An 18484-nucleotide genomic window follows, 5' to 3' on the forward strand; every position below is an offset into this window, starting at 1 on the left:
AAACCGTTCTTTTAAGGAAATACTGCTTAAATTTTTGGGGTTTCTCAAGATATTAGGTTATTATTAACATATAGTGAACCGGTTTGATAATCAGCAACCTTAAATATACGACATGATATTGAAAAGCTTTTCGGCATTTGCCGTTGGTTTGTTGTTTTGTGTTCAATCGACACGGGCAACGTCAAATAAAGATACCGAAGAACCTTCGCGCTTAAGCACCAATTCGGTCGCCCCCCCTAGAGAAGACGATTCTACCTATCGAAAAAATACGGTACAACAGCCGCTCTCCTGGTATCTAGCCCCCCAAAATATAAAAAAGCAGTTGGACACTTTACAGAAAGCTGTACCCTTGACTTACAACAGCTATGTCCAATCCTATATAAATGCCTACACAGCACCCCGGTATAAAAATCACCTTTCGAGGATGCTTGAGCTGGCCCAATACTATTTCCCAATTTACGAAAAAGTATTTGCCGAAACCGATTTACCGCAAGAAATAAAGTATTTATCTATTATTGAATCGGCATTAAACCCACATGCAGTCTCGCGTGTCGGCGCTACTGGCCCTTGGCAATTTATGTTTGCCACAGCCAAAGCCTTTAATTTAAATATCGACAATTATGTCGACGAACGGAAAGATCCATACGCCGCAACCTATGCCGCCGCGGCCTATCTAAAAGACGCTTATAACGAATTTGGCGACTGGCAGCTCGCCATCGCGTCTTACAATTGCGGAAAAGGAAATGTAGCCCGTGCGATCCAGCGCTCGGGCGTTGAAAAACCCGATTATTGGACGATATGGCAGTATCTTCCCAGAGAAACGCGCAACTATGTCCCTGCGTTTATTGCCATGACTTATGTACTAAGCAATTATGAGGTCTTGGGCATTACAGTTCCTTCTGGTTCGACTTCGGCTTTAGCCACATCAGAGGGAACCGACGTCATATTAATCGACAAATTCACCCCGCTTGCCGGCGTTGCCGAAGCATTGAATCTCGACTTGAACCAACTCATTGCTTTAAACCCTGCATATAAAAAGAGTATCATTAACGGCACTCCAGAAGCGCCTAAACGTCTGGTTGTTCCGGCTGTTGATAAAACCGCTTATGCGAGCCTATATGCCGCACTGAATAATCCGACCGATGCTCCAGCAAAAGTTATCGCCGCGTCTAACAGTGATCGGAAGGCAGTTTATCATCTTGTAAAAAGAGGCGAGAGCCTAAGTTCCATTGCCAATAAATACCGTGTTGAAGTGCAGGATTTAAAGGTGTGGAATAAGCTGAAGAGAAGTGCCATAGTCCCCGGACAACGCTTAAAGATTTCCGAACCGAACTATGCTGCCGAAAAAAAGAGCATCGAAAAGAAAACCGTAAATTACGTGACTTACAAAGTTAAAAGCGGAGATACACTCTCTAGGATTGCGCAAAAGTACAGAGGGGCAACGGTATCTAATATAAAAGCGATGAATAACTTAAAAGGATCCTCTATTAAGCCGGGGATGACTCTAAAGATTAATGCTCTATAAAGAAACTATAATCCGCGGCTAGAATCGTAAATGGTTACAAGACTTTAACCCTCTCCCCAAAAACCGGGTGAGGGCCGTTCATTTAGTAATCCAAGAATTTGTTTGTTCGATCTACGCGATGCCAGAAGCGCCTAGCAGCAGTGGCCTTAATGTAAATAAGCGGCGTCCTCTTCGTCTTCAAATCCCTCCAGGTTGACAGAGACGTGCTCATTCAGAATAGTGGACAGTTTATGCCCTGAAAAGTCGCTTATAACCGGGAATTTGTGATGGCTTCTATCGATCAATACCGCCGTCCGCATTTTCTTTAAGGGCACATCCAAGAAGACGCCTAGTCCATAGGCCAGCGTCCTCCCGCTGTTCAAGACGTCATCCACCAATATCACCACTTTATCCTTGGCCTCAGTTACAGAAACATCGGTTTCAGCCTGTAGCGTAGAGCTTATTTTATTTAGGGAAATATTGATAAGCTTAACTCGGATCGATGAGGATATTTCCACCAATTCATCCTTAATTCGGCGAGCGAGCACATAGCCTCTTTCTGCCACACCCGCTAAAACAATCTCTTCCTCCTCGAAGTTGTCCTCGAATATCTGATAAGCAATCCGTGTTATCTTCTTTTTGATCTGGTCTTTATCCAAGATCAATATCTTTTCACTGGCCATAGTATTATTCTAGTCAATAAAAGTAGTAAATATTTCTTGAAGGTGGAATACCTCGGGTATACGGTATAGGGCTATAAAAAGCAGCTGACTAAATGCAACGAACAAATATTTGTGCAGCCGGAAGGAATTGACGTTGCGAAAACGATACTATTTTGTAATAACAAAACAACACATCGGCCTTGTGACGAATGCTTGATGGATGTAGCTTAGTGCTTTTGCCTGTGCCGCCTTTAGTCCGCGGGATGCTGCTGACTTCTTAATTTAAATGAAGTACGTTTTCCTCTTCTTCAGCCTTCTCATTTTGGGCTTTTAGCATCATGCGTCCGCCGTTAAAATAGTAGCGCTTCCAATATGCTTCATCGAGATTGCTTATCATGACGCCCCGGCTCGTCGATGCATGGGCAAATTTCCGATCGCCCAGATAGACACCCACGTGCGTGATACTTCTACTTCTTATTTTAAAAAAGACCAGGTCTCCGGGTTTCAAATCACTTTTGCTGATGGGGTCAACCTGTGTATAAATATTTCTCGAATTGTTTCCGATCGATGTATTGAATACCTTTTCATATAGTTCGTAGGCAAACTTCGAGCAGTCAATGCCATTCTTTGTTTTGCCTCCCAAACGGTAAGGCGTCCCTATCCAATCGTAAACGAACTGATATAGCTTTGTATTGGTTGTGGCCGACGCGGCGATTCCCATGATCTGCGAAAAGTATTCTTTAGCTAAATTATCAGGATCTTCGGGTGAGTTGTTTTTTTCAGTAACGGTTTGGGCCTGAAGGTTTAGTGACATAGCACCTAGCAGCATACATACTACCAAAAGCGTTTTTTTCATCCGAGTTAATTTACTTTAGGAAGACAGTCCAAGCGTCTATTGACCTTAAACCGGCTCTCCGTTTAACTTTAACAATGTATTCTTTTAGCGTAAACGTTTATTCATTCACTAGACTGGGTTGAGTCGCAAAGCTAAATCAAAACTTTCATTTTGTCAAAAAAACCAAACATAATTTTAACATTTTTCTGACTTATGTACTATATAGTATACAACCATCAGTAAAAAGGGCGGGAGGCGACAAATAATATTTACTTTCTATCGCCTACATTCTGTGAATATCGTAACAATTGATTAGATTTGCCTTCCAGTAAATTAAGTACACGAACATAAAGCGATGAGTTCAACACCAATAACAAAAGAAACATATCTAGAGTGGTATAAGTCTATGTTACTTATGCGTAAGTTTGAGGAAAAAGCAGGGCAGCTTTACGGTCAACAAAAAATAAGAGGTTTCTGCCATTTATATATAGGGCAAGAAGCTGTTGTTGCAGGAGCCATGTCAGTTCTTCGTAAAGAGGACTCGATGATTACTGCTTATCGTGACCATGCCCATGCACTAGCCAAAGGAATGAGCGCAAATGCCGCTATGGCAGAGCTGTTTGGAAAAGTGACTGGCTGCTCGAAGGGTAAAGGTGGATCCATGCACTTTTTCGACAAAGAAAACAATTTTGCAGGAGGCCACGGTATCGTAGGTGGGCAAATTCCACTTGGTGCAGGCCTTGCTTTTGCTGAGAAATACAACGGCACGGATAATGTTTGCGTTTGTTACATGGGAGACGGGGCTGTAAGACAAGGTTCTTTAAATGAAACATTCAATATGGCAATGCTCTGGAAACTTCCAGTGATTTTCGTTTGCGAAAATAATGGTTACGCCATGGGTACTTCCGTTAAACGGACTACCAACATGATTGACATTTACAAGATGGGCTTAGGATTTGATATGCCAAGCGCACCGGTGGATGGTATGGATGTCGTAGCTGTTCACAATGCAATGGATGAAGCTGTTGAACGTGCAAGAAAAGGAGACGGACCAACATTTCTTGAAATCCGGACCTACCGCTATAAAGGACACTCCATGTCTGACCCAGCTAAGTACCGTACAAAAGAAGAGCTGGAGCAATATAAAGAACGGGATCCGATTGCTGCTGTAAAACACGCCATCTTAGAGAACAAATACGTCGACCAACAATGGTTTGACCAAGAGGAAGCCGAAGTGAAGCGTATTGTTGATGAAGCGGTAAAATTCGCTGAAGAGTCTGAATACCCGAATCCTGAAGAGTTGTATACAGACGTGTATGTACAGCAAGACTATCCATATGTTATGGATTAAATAGGAAGTGCAATCTTAATATTTTAATGATAAAAAACCCCAGATAATATTATGGCTGAAGTAGTGAAAATGCCTAAAATGAGCGACACCATGACCGAAGGTGTGATTGCAAAATGGCATAAAAAGGTAGGCGATAAGGTTAGCTCAGGAGATTTAATTGCTGAAGTTGAAACCGATAAGGCTACCATGGATTTTGAATCCTATCAGGAAGGCACACTATTATATATAGGACCTAAAGAAGGCGAAGCAGTACCTATAGATGCTGTAATCGCTGTATTAGGTGAAGAAGGCGAAGATTATCAAGCGTTACTTGATGGCAATGGTGATGGTGAACCATCGTCAACAAAAGAAGACAAAAAAGAGGAAGCACCTGCACAGGAAGAAGCCGAAGATGAGGACGAAGGAGAAGAAGTGAGCGCCGAATCGCTAGGAGCAACGGTTATCACCATGCCCCTACTTAGCGATACCATGACCGAAGGTGTGATTGCCGAATGGCATTTCAAAGTAGGTGATAAAATTAAAAGTGATGACGTAATTGCCGACGTAGAGACGGATAAAGCGACCATGGAAGTTACTGCTTATGCTGAAGGAACCCTCCTTTACATTGGCGTAGAAAAAGGTCAAGCGGCAAAGGTTAACGACATCATTGCCATTGTAGGAAAAGAAGGCACAGATGTAACACCTTTGCTTAAACAAAAGAGCAGCAAGCCGAAAAAAGAAGAGGCTACTAAAAAAGAAGAAGAAGCGAGTAGCGAGCCGAACCAGCAAAGTCAGCCGGCGAGCACAGAAACCACTTCTGCTGATTCGTCTCGTGTTAAGGCATCTCCTTTGGCGCGGAAAATTGCCAAGGAAAAAGGCATAGACCTGAATGAAGTGAAGGGTACTGCAGAGAATGGCCGAATTATAAAAAAGGACGTCGAGTCGTTCACACCTGCGGCTAAGCAACAGGCGGAAGCTCCAGCAGCGGCTGCACCAGGCGCAGAGAACAAGGGTGCAGAGGGCAAATCTGTTAGTATCCCGCAGTTTATCGGAGAAGAACGCTTCACCGAAAAGCCGGTTACGCAAATGCGCAAAACCATCGCAAAGCGCCTTTCGGAAAGCTTGTTTACCGCTCCGCATTTCTACGTAACTGTAAAAGTTGATATGGATAGCGCCATCGCTGCCCGGACTAAAATCAACGAAGTCGCCCCTGTAAAAGTATCGTTTAACGACTTGGTAATTAAAGCGGTTGCTGTAGCATTAAAACAACATCCCAATGTAAACTCATCGTGGTTAGGCGATAAAATCCGCTATAACGAACACGTGAATATTGGCGTTGCCATTGCAGTTGATGAAGGATTGTTAGTACCTGTGGTGCGTTTTGCCGATGGAAAAACATTGTCCCATATATCGGCAGAAGTAAAAGATTTTGCTCAACGTGCTAAAGCGAAAAAACTACAACCAAAAGATTGGGAAGGCTCTACCTTTACCGTATCCAATTTGGGCATGTTCGGCGTTGATGAATTTACGGCAATCATCAATCCGCCCGATTCATGTATTTTAGCTATCGGAGGAATACAGCAAGTACCGGTGGTCAAAAACGGTGCGGTGGTTCCTGGTAATGTAATGAAAATTACCTTAAGCTGCGACCACCGCGTGGTCGACGGAGCTACTGGCGCTGCTTTCTTGCAAACAGTGAAATCGCTACTGGAAGAACCGGTTCGGTTATTGGTTTAATGGCTTAAATAGACCTTCATGACCGAGCGCACAATCACCAATGGAGGTGAAAAGTGTTATGAAGGATCTTGATGACCTTTTAAAACATACATATTACAAAAAGAAGGCATCCCCTCTTACAGGCGGATGCCTTCTTTCATTATAAAACCTATCGAAACGCCCTTAGTATAACTAAGAATCCGCATCATCGTTTCCGTTTAAGTTCCTAACGAGGAATCCGGTTATAACAGAAAAATAACATGATAAATTCCTTATTCAAAACTTTATTTACGAAGTTTGGCAGCAATAAACAGTAATTTGAAAGTATGATACTTAGAAGACTATTAATTTTATGCTGTTGTATCGGTTTATACAGCGTGCAGGCCCAACAAAAAACTTCTTCGCCTGTAGACAGACCCAAGCTGGTCGTAGGAATCATGGTAGACCAGATGCGTTGGGATTATCTATACCGTTACTACGAGCGTTATTCGGAGGACGGTTTCAAACGCATGCTGAACAGCGGCTTTTCTTGTGAAAACACCTATATCAACTACGTGCCAACCGTCACGGCGATTGGCCATAGTTCTGTTTATACAGGTTCTACTCCTGCTATCCATGGTATTGCCGGCAATGATTTCATTGTACAGGCAACCGGACAACACATGTATTGCGCACAAGATGACCAGGTGACTGGTATCGGTCTAGATGCAGCCAACAAGGCAGGAAAAATGTCACCTAGGAATTTATTAGCTTCCACTATAACAGATGAGCTTAAGCTAGCAAGTAACTTTCGATCGAAAGTAATTGGGATCGCCATCAAAGATAGAGGCGGCATCCTTCCTGCAGGTCACTTTGCCGACGCTGCCTATTGGTTCAATAATGGAAACTGGATCAGTAGTACCTATTATATGGATAAACTACCTCAATGGGTCGCTGACTTTAACAAGCAAAACCTCGCAGAAAAGTACCTGCAACAGGATTGGAACACCCTTTATCCCATCGATACCTACAAACAGAGCATTGACGATGATAACCCTTACGAAGGGAAGTTCAAAGGGATGGAAAAGGCAGCCTTTCCTATCAAGACATCAAAACTAATGAAAGAAAACGGGTTGGGTTTAATAAGCTCGACACCTTATGGAAACACCTTAACGCTCGATTTGGCAAAGGCGGCTATCGATCACGAACAGATGGGAAAGAATCCGGAAGGTGTTACCGACTTCCTGGCAGTGAGCTTATCATCGCCCGATTATATCGGTCATCAATTCGCGGTCAATTCCGTTGAAGTAGAAGACAACTACCTCCGTTTAGATCAAGATTTGGGAGATTTCTTCCGCTATCTAGACGCTGAAATCGGCGAAGGCCAGTATACCGTATTTTTAACCGCCGATCATGGGGCAGCTCATAACCCACAATTTTTCATAGACCAGCAAGGCAACGGTGGCTACTTTAATTCGAGGGAGGTACAGCAAGCGCTAAACAGCTTATTAAAGCAAAAGTTTGGCGAAGAAAGCATCGTTATGAGTCTGACAAATTACCAGGTGCATTTGAACAATCGCTTAATTCAAGAAAAGTCGCTCGATGAATCTGCTATTAAAGCGGAAGCAGTAAAATATCTTCGAGGCGTTGACGGCGTCGCTTTTGTTACTGAAATGGACAAAGCCGCTGAAGCGGCTATTCCGGAAAGAATCAAACAACGTATCATCAACGGCTACAATTACAAAAGAAGCGGGGCTATTCAAATAGTATTAGAGCCGCAATGGTACAGCGGGGCGCCTAAAGCAACCGGCACATCCCATGGCGCATGGAGTCCCTACGATTCACATATTCCGTTAATCTGGATGGGATGGGGCATCAAACACGGAGCCACAAACCGAGTTACTGAAATGACGGATATTGCTGCGACCTTAGCGGGCCTGTTACACATCCAAGAGCCTAATGGAAATATCGGTAGCCCGATTACCGAAGTATTAAATAAATAGAAATCCTTTTTAGTCCGTGGAGCAAACCGCGGACTAAAAACCTTTTATATATTTACATCCCAATCGTCTTTCTCGTCCGCCTTTTTTGGCGATCCGACAGCCCTATTTATTTGCTAATTTTGTCCTTTAAGTTTAACTGCCATGTCGTCCCATCATATCGTTAGAGAGAAACAAGAGCCGGCGTTAATAGTGGACTCTCTGTCCGGCTTCGATGCCGAGCTCCTTGGCCAGTTGCTTGAGTGGAGCCCAACCATTATTGCCAATAAAGAAAGTGCCCAACACTTATTACGAGAAGATATCCATATAGACCTTATTATTAGCGATGAGCATAATGGCATTCAACAAGATCAAGTTAGCGTCCTTTACGCAGACAAAGCTTCTTTCAAAGAAACTGCATTAAACTATCTTATTGAAAAAAAATACCAAGCTGCCAACCTTGTGTCGCAAGATCACTCGCTTCAGCTACTGCAGCGCTTTGCTCCCTTCATTAACATTGTCCTTATCAATGGCAGTCAAAGAATGTTTGCCATTAAATCGGGGTTCAAAAAATGGAAGGCAGCAAATCAAAAGGTCTACATCTTTGACGACCAAACCAACTTCCAGGTGAAAGGACTGAAAAGAGAAAGTCATGTATGTTACACAACTGTAGGGGACGGCTTTTTTGAAATTTATTTCGAAAAAGATTTCCTTATTATCGGAGAAAGCCTTTAATCTTTCAATGGTTCTAATCGAGTTGGAGTATCCTTTCCCGCTACGATCGACCTTACCCCCAAAGCTATTGCATTAATCGACGCAACGATATTCCTGATATCCAAGGTTTTTAACTCGTCTTTTACGGTATGATAATAATCGTCTTTATCAATTTGTACGGTAGAGACCGTATGCGCTGGTACACCTAAGGCAGCCAGAGTCGCGTTATCACTTCGATAGAAAAGATTTTGCTCGGGATAAGGATCGGCATAAAATGAAAATCCGGTGCCTTTTACGTTCCTTTGCAAGATATTTCCAAAATCCGATTTTTCAAATCCCGTAATATACATCGAATTCGGTCCGAACTTCGAGTCTTTACCAATCATTTCGATATTAACCATCGCAACGATATCCTGCGGATCTAGCTGTCTAGAAAAATATTGAGAGCCAAATCCTCCAGACTCTTCTCCTGTGAATGCAGCAAAAATCAGCGTTCGTTCATTGTCCTCTTGTTTTGCAAACGCTTTCGCTAAGCTAATCACCGCGGTAACTCCTGAGGCATCATCATCCGCGCCATTTGCGATCGAGTCTTGCTCGACTGCCTTCAAAATACCGATATGGTCATAGTGTCCTGAAAAGACCACTAGCTCCGTGGCCCTTGATTTTCCGGGAAGTACCCCAACGACATTAGCCAACTCCTTCTTCTCGACCTTTCCAGCATAGTTGACACGGAAGGAACTAGGCTGCTCTTCCTGCAAGACAAAAACGACAGACGCCTTTTTCCTTTTGCTTTCATCCAATATTATTCTTCCGCCGTCAGCATGTTGTTTCAAATAAGTAAATTCCTTCGCGAAGCTTTTGTCGACACAAACGATCGCATTGATCTCTTGCTCTAAAATCTCCCGATATTTACTTCTGAAACTTTCGCCTTCACGGATACGCAGGACACGTACGTCCGGATCTGCGTTCCAATTGAGACCGGCTTGGTCACTCAGTATAAAGCCCGAATCTTCCTTAACCGCCTCTCCATTTAGTACAATCTCCGTTAGAACGGGTTTAATTTGCGTTACCTGAAAACGTTGTAAAAAATCACTTGCTCCGGCTTCCAACGGCTTTAACCCGGCCACCTCAAACTCCTTGGCTATAAAGGCCGCCGCTTCTTCAATCTCGGGGGTAAAAATAGCTCGGCCTTTTAATCGATCATCGGCCAGCGTTGCTATAATGTTATGAACTTCACGTTCATCGACATTTACAATGTGTTGCTTTCTTTGACCAGCACAAGCTGCCAACGTTATAATCAAAACTATAGATAGGATAGCGCGACAAAAAGTATTCCCCCACATATAAAAAATTTGCTTCATTCTTATTTCGTAATAAAGTTAAACAAAATCCTTAAGTTTCATCATAAACGGTACTTTTTATCTACGGTAAACAAGCTCACTTATTTCGATACGCCATATCAGCAAACTTGCATATGAAAATAAGTTTGTCTAAGTTTGGTGGTTATAAGTATTGATTTTAATATAACCATCATGAAAGAAATAACTGTCGAAGAACTAAAGCAGAAAATCGATCAAAATGAAGATTTCCAGCTCATAGACGTACGCGAGGAGTTCGAATATGAGACTTCTAATTTGAACGGTAAAAACATCCCGCTTGCACAGGTTCTCTTGGAAAAGGATAAAATTAGCCGCGATAAACCCGTTATAGTGCACTGCCGAAGCGGAAAGAGAAGCGCGCAAGCCATTCTCATGCTAGAAAAAGAGGGTTATACCAATCTAGCAAACCTAGAGGGCGGAATCTTGGCTTGGCGGGACGCGTTTGATCCAAACATGCCGGTATACTAATCGCTATGGGAAAGAAATTCCTTTATAATATCTTCTTAAATATTGGCATTATCGTGCTTGCCTATTGCACGGTTGCGGCCTACAACGGAAAGCAATATAGCATCATGGCGGGCAGCATATTGGGGATAGCAGCCCTTATATACCTCAAAATTAAGCTGGCAAAGAGCGTAAAGGAGATGATCAAAACGGGCAACAAATAGGTTTTGTACTATATTTTAGTCAATATTGTAGCAATACTAGACATTTTTTTTATATTTTTTTTGCTCGTTTTATTGGAATCCCTATAATTATTCAAGCGGGGCATAAAACACACAAATCACTTTAAAACAAGCACTTATACAGGTCCAAAAAACGATGCAGGTTTCCAGTAAACGCACAAAAGAGTAAATCCGACCGATCTTTTTTTTTGGAATAGTATTTGCTATTGTTGCATGAATAAAACTAATAACTATTTTTGTATACAAATTATACAATTAAAACTGTTTAACCTTTAAAAGAACGAAGTATGAACTATTCTACAATCAAAAAAGCAGTTACTTGCTCTTTGATTGCCGCCTTAGGATTCACTGGGGCAGCTCAAGCACAAGATGCTAAAGTATTTGGCGGAAGGAGCCAATACAGAACTTGGTCCATTGGAGTCAATGGCGGTATAACTACTCCGAATGTATTAATTGGAGGTTCCAACGCTTTCGGTAATAAAGTAGGACTATTTGAAGCACCTGTTAGAGAATATTACGGTATTAACGTACGTAAGCAATTCTCCAGCTGGTTCGGCTTGCAATTGGATGCGAACAGAGGTCGTGTTTTTACGCACAACTCTCAGCCATTCCCTACTACAAATGCTTGGGACGGTAATCAATATCAATCAGCTGAAACTGATATTCAGTATGCTGTTAGCTTAAATGGTGTATTCCAGTTTGCTACCATCGACTTCTTGAGAAGAGAAAACTCAGTTAACTTCTACGCTAGCGTTGGTTACGGTTTGATGGCTTTCAACCCCGTAATGTATGCTAACAATGACGGAACTGGAGCTGCATGGGATAATAAAGGAAACTGGGGTGAAAGCGCTGGCGACCGTGAGGCTAATCATGACAGAGATTACACACGCGAAGCTTTCGTACCTGTAGGTTTGGGTCTTAAATTCAAATTATCCGACCGCGTAGCTTTAGATTTGGGTTATACGATGAACTTTGTTGATACGAAGCTTTTGTTCGGTCCTGTTGAAGGTAGAACCAGCAACGATAAGTTCTCTTATACACACGCAGGTTTAGAGTTCTCACTAGGAAGCAAAGACAAAGAAGATTTGACTTGGGCTAACCCAGTAGCGACTCTTTACGATGAGTTGAAAGATCCAGAATTGAGAAACGAAGTTGACGCATTGAAACAACGCGTAAGCGCGCTTGAATCAACTGTTCAAGCTTTAAGTACTGACTCTGATGGAGACGGCGTTGCTGATAAATTCGACAAATGCCCTAACACTCCTGCTGGTACACAAGTTGACGGATCAGGATGTCCTATCAAGTTCCCTGAGCCTGATACTACTGCTCTTTCAACTGGTTCTTATCCAAACATTCAGTTTGAATTCGACAGCTCTGTATTGAAAACCAGCTCTTACCCAACTTTAGATCAAGTATCTGCTGACCTACGTGCTAGCGGTGCTACACTTACCTTAGAAGGTAACGCTTCTGAAGAAGGAACAGAAGAGTACAACTATCAGTTAGGTTTAGACCGTGCTAACTCTGTTAAAAATTACTTAGTTAACTCTGGTGTTGCTGCATCACAAGTCAATGTGGTAAGTAATGGCGAAACTAAACCGGTTGCATCTAACGCAACTGAAGAAGGTCGTCAGTTAAACCGTAACGTACAATTCAAAAAATAATTCTGTCTATTAAGCAGATTATCATAAAAAACCCTCGGGACGATTGTTCCGAGGGTTTTTCTTTGAATTCTCATCATTCCGCGCTAACTTCGTGGTATGTACTTTTTCCGAAACAAAAATCCCAATAGCTCCGAACGGAGCTTTAACTTAAAAGTAATGCACGCGATTAACAAAATAGCAATTGCGCTGTTTTTACTTGGAATTTTGTACAAATTGATCGACTGGTTCTTCCTACGCTAATTATCATCACATGAAAGATATTATCAATACAAATAACGCCCCTGCCCCTATCGGCCCCTACAATCAAGCTATAAAAGCCGGTAATACACTTTATGTCTCCGGTCAAATTGCACTTTCACCGCAAACGGGCGAACTGATTTTAGGCAGTATTGCCGAGCAAACGAAAACAGTCCTTGAAAATCTACACGCTATTTTAAAGGAGGCAGGGTACTCTTTTGCTGATGTTGTTAAGACAAGTATCTTCCTTACAGACATGGATAACTTCGGCGTTGTCAATGAAGTGTACGGAGAATACTTTACAGAAAATGCACCTGCAAGAGAAACGGTTGCAGTTAAAGGGCTTCCTAAAGGCATGGACGTTGAAATCTCTTGCATTGCCTGGAAAGCGTAGTTATAAAGTTCAGCATCAACACCTGTGATTGAATATGGTTTACATACGCCAATAGAATATCTGAAAGGTGTCGGCCCACAAAAGGCGGACGTACTGAAAAAGGAATTGGCGATTTTCACTTTCAACGACCTTATTCATTACTACCCTTTTCGTTATATCGACCGTACGAAGTATTACAAAATAGCTGAATTGCAACCCGACATGCCCACAGCTCAAATTTTGGGGCGACTCACTGCGGTTGAACAAGTTGGCCAAAAAAGAGGTAGAAGGCTTGTTGGCCACTTTAAAGACGAAACGGGATCGATGGAACTCGTATGGTTCCAAAGCATAAGGTGGCTTGAAAAGAGCTTAAAAATAGGCTCAGTATACGTTATCTTCGGTAAACCCACGCTCTTTAACGGCCAGTTCTCCATGACGCACCCGGAAATGGAATTATATAATGCCACTAATAAACAGGTGGGCAATCCAACGCTGCAACCGGTCTACCGATCAACAGAAAAGCTAAAACAATTCTTTTTAGATACCAAGGGTATCCAGCGATTGCAAGAAGGCTTGCTGACATGGGCTTCCAAAAAGATCGAAGAAAGCATCCCCCCCTACATCCTAAAAAAGCAAAAACTGATTTCGAAAGCGGAGGCAATTGTCAATATCCATTTTCCTTCCAATATAGAGGAGCTTAAAGCGGCGGAACGGCGTCTGAAATTCGAGGAACTCTTTTTTATACAACTGAAGCTGTTAAAGAACAAATTACTTCAAACCGCTAAATTCAAAGGCCACGTTTTTGATAAGGTTGGGAACAACTTTAACACCTTTTACCAGAAGCACCTACCTTTCCCCCTAACCAATGCACAAAAGAGAGTCATAAAGGAAATCCGGCACGACACACATACCGGTGCACAGATGAACCGCCTTCTCCAAGGAGACGTCGGCAGTGGAAAAACCGTGGTGGCGCTGATGACGATGTTACTGGCTGTCGACAATGGCTGTCAGGCTTGTATGATGGCCCCAACCGAAATACTCGCTCAACAGCACTTTAACGGCTTAATAGCGCTAATCGGCGATTTACCCATATCGATCAAACTACTCAGTGGATCCACCCCTAAAAAGGAGCGAAAGATCCTTCACGAAGCACTAGTCGATGGATCTTTGGACATACTGGTCGGCACACACGCGCTTATTGAAGACACCGTACAATTTAAAAACTTAGGTCTTGTTGTAATCGACGAACAACACCGCTTTGGCGTAGAGCAGCGAGCGAAGTTATGGCGTAAGAATCAAATTCCACCGCATATGCTGGTAATGACGGCAACCCCAATACCTCGCACCCTGGCCATGACCCTCTATGGAGATTTAGACATATCTGTAATTGACGAACTGCCGGCGGGCAGAAAGCCCATTAAAACACTTCATCTATTCGAAAATAGCCGCTTGAGGATGTTTGGCTTTATGCGTGAGGAAATTGCCAAAGGACGACAAGTATATGTGGTTTATCCGCTTATTAAAGAAAGCGAAAAACTAGATTTAATGCACTTGGAAGCGGGAATCGAAAATTTAGCCCGTGAATTTCCCCTACCCGAATACAAAATCAGCATTGTTCACGGCAAGATGCCAACGAAAGATAAAGACTTTGAGATGCAGCGCTTTGTAAAAGGAGAAACACAGATCATGGTTGCTACCACGGTAATAGAAGTCGGGGTCAATGTGCCAAACGCCACCGTCATGATTATCGAAAATGCGGAGCGTTTCGGCTTATCACAGCTCCATCAGCTGCGCGGCCGCGTTGGACGTGGCGGAGAACAATCTTTTTGCATTCTAATGTCGTCAAACAAACTCAGTAACGAGGGAAAACTTAGACTTAGCACCATGGTCAAAACCAACGACGGGTTTGAAATTGCGGAGACTGACCTCAAATTGAGGGGCCCTGGAGACATTGCAGGCACGCAGCAAAGCGGTATACTAGACCTCAAGTTAGCAGACTTAAGTGTTGACCAAGCTCTTCTTCAGGAGGCGAGGAACTTTGTAATACATATCTTTAAGCAAGATCCAACGCTCGAGGATCCGAAAAATCAACTACTCCGCAATTATCTTCTAGCGCAGAACAAAGGCATAAGTTGGGATAAAATCTCTTAGCATATCGTTTTTAAACGCAAAAAACTTATCTTTGTACTATTAAATCAATTGTTTTATGTAATACCATACCCAATCGACATTTATCGCTGCCAAAGAATACGGTTACCGTGCGGTATAATGACAGGTATGGACATTTCACATTCCAATAAACCATTCCTCCACTGTATTGGCCCAAGTTTCAGGCACGATTCTTTCATAGCTAAAAAAGCGCGAGAAAGACGCGATTTTATATGCACTGTTAAACTCGCATATAAACGTATTTATAAACTATTATTAGTAAATTTAATTCCGTAAGAACACCTATGGCTATAAAAAAAATATATGACACTGCAATAAAACCCGAAAGGGCGGTATTAGTGGGCATCATAACGCCTAATGAAACTGAAGATCAAGAAAAAGAATACCTCGAAGAATTAGCCTTTTTAGTTGAAACAGCAGGCGGCGAAACGATCAACAGCTTTACGCAACGAATGCAAAAACCAGACAGAGCTACCTTCGTGGGAAGCGGAAAGCTCGATGAAATCAAAGCCTTTGTAGAAGCTGAAGAGGCGGACATTGTGGTATTTGACGATGAACTGAGCCCTTCGCAATTAAGAAACATCGAAAACGAACTGAAGATAAAAATATTAGACCGCAGCAACCTCATACTGGACATCTTCGCTAACCGTGCAAAAACCGCACAGGCGAAAACGCAAGTTGAGTTGGCTCAACTACAGTATTTACTTCCCCGCCTGACTCGAATGTGGACGCACTTGGAACGCCAAAAAGGCGGTATCGGAATGAGGGGACCCGGTGAAACCCAAATTGAGAGCGACCGTCGTATGATCCTTAATAAGATTTCTTTATTGAAAGAAAAATTAAAACAGATCGATAAGCAAAACGAAACCCAGCGCAAAAACAGAGGCGAGTTGATTCGGGTAGCTTTGGTGGGATATACAAACGTGGGCAAATCTACCATTATGAACATGATCTCAAAGTCGGAAGTCTTTGCTGAAAACAAGCTGTTCGCCACATTAGACACCACCGTCCGAAAAGTAGTTATCGACAATCTTCCATTTTTGTTGTCCGATACGGTGGGCTTTATCAGAAAACTGCCCCATCATTTGGTTGAGTGCTTTAAATCGACCTTAGATGAAGTACGCGAGGCAGATATCCTGGTACATGTAGTTGATATCTCACATCCCAATTTTGAAGATCACATTAATACGGTCAATGAGACTTTAAAAGATCTAGGTGCGATAGACAAGCCGGTAATTACTGTTTTTAACAAAATTGATGCTTACCAAGCAACAGAGGTTACGAACGACGGCCAGGACGTAAATGAGGGACAAAAAAACGTCACTATTGAGGATTTTAAAAACAGCTGGATGGCTAAACATAGCAGTCCGGCTGTTTTCATCTCAGCAACGGAAAAAAGGAACGTTGAGGAATTTAGGCAGCTATTGTACGACAAAGTTGTCAAAATTCATACCGCCCGATATCCGTATAATAATTTGTTATATTAATCATTCATAAAAGAGGTCGTAACATGGGATCAACAGAAAGTAAAAGACAACAACGTTTTGCTAGTGTAATCCAGCAAGATTTAGCCGATATATTTCAAAGAGAAGGTATGATATGGGCTCCTGAGACTTTAGTGACGGTTACCCGCGTGAGAGTAACGCCAGACTTAGCCATTGCGCGGGTCTATTTAAGCTTTCTAAACGCGAAGAATGTACAAGAATCAATTGCCAACATAAAGAGCCACGCCGGAGAAATCAGATATAAACTAGGAAGTCGCATAAAAAACCAAGCGAGGATCGTTCCGCATTTGGAGTTTTTCGTTGATGACACCAACGAGTATGTCGAGCGGATGGACAAACTCTTCGAGAAAATAAGTAAGGAACCGCGACAAGAGGATTAAAATAGCCATTAGACATGAGCTACTAGCTTTTAGTTGATCCTAATGGCTAAGGGCTACCTAACCGCTAAAACTTATCGCTAAACATGCTCTTTCAACTTAACGAAGACGATTTTTGGTTTCCAGACCCCTCGCTTGCAGAAGAAGACGGTTTATTAGCAATAGGAGGCGATCTTCGGACAGAGCGTCTCCTATCTGCTTATGCAACGGGGATTTTTCCTTGGTACGACGATGATACGCCAATACTATGGTATGCGCCGCGGAAACGTTTTGTGTTGTTTCCTCGGGAGTTAAAAATCAGTAAAAGCATGCGTAAAGAAATAAAAGCAAACAGATACCAAGTAACATACAACACCTGTTTTGACCGTGTTATATCCCTTTGCGCTTCGACGCCGAGAAAGGGCCAACAAGGCACATGGATAACCAGAGAGATGCAAGCGGCCTATATCAAATTACACGAGAAAGGCTTTGCTATATCAACGGAAGTCTGGAGAGAGAACCAGTTAGCTGGCGGTCTATATGGCGTTATCTGTGGAAAAAGGGAGCATATATTCTGTGGAGAAAGCATGTTTTCCCTTGCCCCCAATGCGAGCAAAATAGCCTTGATAAACCTTTGTGAATCCGATCGATTTGAACTGATAGACTGCCAAATCGAAAGTGAACATTTAGCGTCTATGGGTGCCAAGACCATCAGTGCCGAAAGTTATTATCAAATATTGCAATCTTAAGATTTAAAAGTTAGTTTCGTATTCACTAAATTAGATCACCCATTGTGGACTTGCTTTACCTGATTGACTTGATAGGCGCCTTAGTTTTTGCTATTTCGGGCGCGATGGCGGCTGCAGACCACAAAATAGACATTTTTGGTGCCGCTTTCACAGGTTTCGTGACAGCAATCGGCGGCGGTAGTTTACGCGATATTTTTTTAAATGCGCGCCCGGTCTGGGTAGACGATGGGAATTACTTATTAGCAATACTCTTCGGGGTGATTATAGCGACCACCACGCACCGCTATTTAGGTAAACTCCGGAGAACCTTATTTATGTTCGATGCCTTAGGCATCGGCTTTTTCACTATTGTCGGTCTCCAGAAGTCACTTGCCGCTGATAGCAGTGAAATTGCCGCCATTGTATTAGGAATGTTTTCTGCAGTAATGGGTGGCGTAACCCGCGACACATTAATGAACGAAACGCCGTTGATATTTAGACGGGAAGTTTACGGAACCGCTTGCCTCTTAGGTGCAGTTACCTTTATCCTGTTATCGGATCTGGGTGTTAGTGAAAATCTCAACGCCTTCATCAGCGCTTCGCTTATATTCGGCACCCGGATTATCTCCGTACGTTATAAGCTGTCTTTACCCATCATAGGCGGATAAGGC

Annotated in this window: 18 protein-coding genes; 15 read left to right on the plus strand and 3 right to left on the minus strand. The window is 42.7% G+C overall.

Annotated features, from left to right (window positions below):
* Nucleotides 1-112 precede the first annotated feature (112 nt).
* Complete coding sequence (locus tag EPX21_RS10685; RefSeq protein WP_134089683.1) at nt 113-1525, plus strand: lytic transglycosylase domain-containing protein; 1413 nt, start codon at nt 113-115, stop codon at nt 1523-1525.
* Between the two features lie 146 nt (nt 1526-1671).
* Here EPX21_RS10685 and EPX21_RS10690 read toward each other — a convergent pair whose 3' ends face one another.
* Together EPX21_RS10690 and EPX21_RS10695 are read right to left on the minus strand one after the other, a co-directional pair.
* Nucleotides 1672-2187: a phosphoribosyltransferase family protein gene (locus EPX21_RS10690; protein WP_134089684.1), complete on the minus strand. Its 516-nt coding sequence runs from the start codon at nt 2185-2187 to the stop codon at nt 1672-1674.
* Nucleotides 2188-2443: 256 nt separating this feature from the next.
* Nucleotides 2444-3022: a C40 family peptidase gene (locus EPX21_RS10695; protein ID WP_134089685.1), complete on the minus strand. Its 579-nt coding sequence runs from the start codon at nt 3020-3022 to the stop codon at nt 2444-2446.
* A 334-nt stretch (nt 3023-3356) separates the two neighbouring features.
* Here EPX21_RS10695 and pdhA point away from each other — a divergent pair, with 334 nt between their 5' ends.
* The 4 genes from pdhA to EPX21_RS10715 all read left to right on the plus strand — a co-directional run bounded on the left by pdhA (nt 3357) and on the right by EPX21_RS10715 (nt 8740).
* Entirely contained in the window at nt 3357-4352 is a 996-nt protein-coding gene (pdhA, locus tag EPX21_RS10700) for a pyruvate dehydrogenase (acetyl-transferring) E1 component subunit alpha (RefSeq protein ID WP_134089686.1), read from the plus strand.
* A gap of 51 nt (nt 4353-4403) precedes the next feature.
* Nucleotides 4404-6068 carry a pyruvate dehydrogenase complex dihydrolipoamide acetyltransferase gene (locus EPX21_RS10705; RefSeq protein ID WP_134089687.1) on the plus strand — a complete coding sequence of 555 codons (1665 nt, stop codon included), beginning with the start codon at nt 4404-4406 and terminating at the stop codon, nt 6066-6068.
* A gap of 305 nt (nt 6069-6373) precedes the next feature.
* Nucleotides 6374-8029 carry an alkaline phosphatase PafA gene (gene pafA, locus EPX21_RS10710; RefSeq protein ID WP_134089688.1) on the plus strand — a complete coding sequence of 552 codons (1656 nt, stop codon included), beginning with the start codon at nt 6374-6376 and terminating at the stop codon, nt 8027-8029.
* Nucleotides 8030-8170: 141 nt separating this feature from the next.
* Nucleotides 8171-8740, plus strand: a complete 570-nt coding sequence (locus EPX21_RS10715) for a hypothetical protein (RefSeq protein ID WP_134089689.1) — start codon at nt 8171-8173, stop codon at nt 8738-8740.
* Here EPX21_RS10715 and EPX21_RS10720 read toward each other — a convergent pair.
* Nucleotides 8737-10080: a M20/M25/M40 family metallo-hydrolase gene (locus tag EPX21_RS10720; protein WP_240768658.1), complete on the minus strand. Its 1344-nt coding sequence runs from the start codon at nt 10078-10080 to the stop codon at nt 8737-8739. The two genes, EPX21_RS10715 and EPX21_RS10720, sit on opposite strands and share 4 nt — an antisense overlap.
* Before the next feature lie 171 nt (nt 10081-10251).
* On the opposite strand from EPX21_RS10720, the gene EPX21_RS10725 reads away from it, so the two are divergent.
* From EPX21_RS10725 to EPX21_RS10765, 10 genes are all read left to right on the plus strand, one after another.
* Nucleotides 10252-10566, plus strand: coding sequence for a rhodanese-like domain-containing protein (locus EPX21_RS10725; RefSeq protein ID WP_134089690.1), 315 nt, complete (start codon nt 10252-10254; stop codon nt 10564-10566).
* Nucleotides 10567-10571: 5 nt separating this feature from the next.
* On the plus strand, nt 10572-10766 hold the full coding sequence (locus EPX21_RS10730) for a DUF6358 family protein (protein ID WP_134089691.1): 195 nt from the start codon (nt 10572-10574) through the stop codon (nt 10764-10766).
* 305 nt (nt 10767-11071) lie between these two features.
* Nucleotides 11072-12445, plus strand: coding sequence for an OmpA family protein (locus EPX21_RS10735; protein WP_134089692.1), 1374 nt, complete (start codon nt 11072-11074; stop codon nt 12443-12445).
* A gap of 96 nt (nt 12446-12541) precedes the next feature.
* Nucleotides 12542-12685, plus strand: a complete 144-nt coding sequence (locus EPX21_RS23450; RefSeq protein WP_370450967.1) for a DUF6728 family protein — start codon at nt 12542-12544, stop codon at nt 12683-12685.
* A gap of 10 nt (nt 12686-12695) precedes the next feature.
* Nucleotides 12696-13076 (plus strand): RidA family protein, encoded by a 381-nt coding sequence (locus EPX21_RS10740; protein WP_134089693.1) that lies wholly within the window; start codon nt 12696-12698, stop codon nt 13074-13076.
* 24 nt (nt 13077-13100) lie between these two features.
* Nucleotides 13101-15206 (plus strand): ATP-dependent DNA helicase RecG, encoded by a 2106-nt coding sequence (recG, locus tag EPX21_RS10745; protein WP_134089694.1) that lies wholly within the window; start codon nt 13101-13103, stop codon nt 15204-15206.
* A gap of 302 nt (nt 15207-15508) precedes the next feature.
* Nucleotides 15509-16711 carry a GTPase HflX gene (gene hflX, locus EPX21_RS10750; RefSeq protein WP_134089695.1) on the plus strand — a complete coding sequence of 401 codons (1203 nt, stop codon included), beginning with the start codon at nt 15509-15511 and terminating at the stop codon, nt 16709-16711.
* A 23-nt stretch (nt 16712-16734) separates the two neighbouring features.
* Entirely contained in the window at nt 16735-17109 is a 375-nt protein-coding gene (gene rbfA / locus EPX21_RS10755) for a 30S ribosome-binding factor RbfA (RefSeq protein WP_134089696.1), read from the plus strand.
* An 83-nt stretch (nt 17110-17192) separates the two neighbouring features.
* Entirely contained in the window at nt 17193-17834 is a 642-nt protein-coding gene (aat, locus tag EPX21_RS10760) for a leucyl/phenylalanyl-tRNA--protein transferase (protein ID WP_134089697.1), read from the plus strand.
* A gap of 44 nt (nt 17835-17878) precedes the next feature.
* Nucleotides 17879-18481 carry a trimeric intracellular cation channel family protein gene (locus EPX21_RS10765; protein WP_134089698.1) on the plus strand — a complete coding sequence of 201 codons (603 nt, stop codon included), beginning with the start codon at nt 17879-17881 and terminating at the stop codon, nt 18479-18481.
* Nucleotides 18482-18484: the final 3 nt, after the last annotated feature.

The organism is Olivibacter sp. XZL3 (genome assembly GCF_004368405.1).
Lineage (GTDB): Bacteria > Bacteroidota > Bacteroidia > Sphingobacteriales > Sphingobacteriaceae > Olivibacter.

Bases quoted from the DNA above. Each gene is read 5' to 3' on its own strand.
- EPX21_RS10685 (WP_134089683.1), top strand. From the start codon at position 113: ATGATATTGAAAAGCTTTTCGGCATTTGCCGTTGGTTTGTTGTTTTGT.
- EPX21_RS10690 (WP_134089684.1), bottom strand. From the start codon at position 2,187: ATGGCCAGTGAAAAGATATTGATCTTGGATAAAGACCAGATCAAAAAG.
- EPX21_RS10695 (WP_134089685.1), bottom strand. From the start codon at position 3,022: ATGAAAAAAACGCTTTTGGTAGTATGTATGCTGCTAGGTGCTATGTCA.
- pdhA (WP_134089686.1), top strand. From the start codon at position 3,357: ATGAGTTCAACACCAATAACAAAAGAAACATATCTAGAGTGGTATAAG.
- EPX21_RS10705 (WP_134089687.1), top strand. From the start codon at position 4,404: ATGGCTGAAGTAGTGAAAATGCCTAAAATGAGCGACACCATGACCGAA.
- pafA (WP_134089688.1), top strand. From the start codon at position 6,374: ATGATACTTAGAAGACTATTAATTTTATGCTGTTGTATCGGTTTATAC.
- EPX21_RS10715 (WP_134089689.1), top strand. From the start codon at position 8,171: ATGTCGTCCCATCATATCGTTAGAGAGAAACAAGAGCCGGCGTTAATA.
- EPX21_RS10720 (WP_240768658.1), bottom strand. From the start codon at position 10,080: ATGAAGCAAATTTTTTATATGTGGGGGAATACTTTTTGTCGCGCTATC.
- EPX21_RS10725 (WP_134089690.1), top strand. From the start codon at position 10,252: ATGAAAGAAATAACTGTCGAAGAACTAAAGCAGAAAATCGATCAAAAT.
- EPX21_RS10730 (WP_134089691.1), top strand. From the start codon at position 10,572: ATGGGAAAGAAATTCCTTTATAATATCTTCTTAAATATTGGCATTATC.
- EPX21_RS10735 (WP_134089692.1), top strand. From the start codon at position 11,072: ATGAACTATTCTACAATCAAAAAAGCAGTTACTTGCTCTTTGATTGCC.
- EPX21_RS23450 (WP_370450967.1), top strand. From the start codon at position 12,542: ATGTACTTTTTCCGAAACAAAAATCCCAATAGCTCCGAACGGAGCTTT.
- EPX21_RS10740 (WP_134089693.1), top strand. From the start codon at position 12,696: ATGAAAGATATTATCAATACAAATAACGCCCCTGCCCCTATCGGCCCC.
- hflX (WP_134089695.1), top strand. From the start codon at position 15,509: ATGGCTATAAAAAAAATATATGACACTGCAATAAAACCCGAAAGGGCG.
- rbfA (WP_134089696.1), top strand. From the start codon at position 16,735: ATGGGATCAACAGAAAGTAAAAGACAACAACGTTTTGCTAGTGTAATC.
- aat (WP_134089697.1), top strand. From the start codon at position 17,193: ATGCTCTTTCAACTTAACGAAGACGATTTTTGGTTTCCAGACCCCTCG.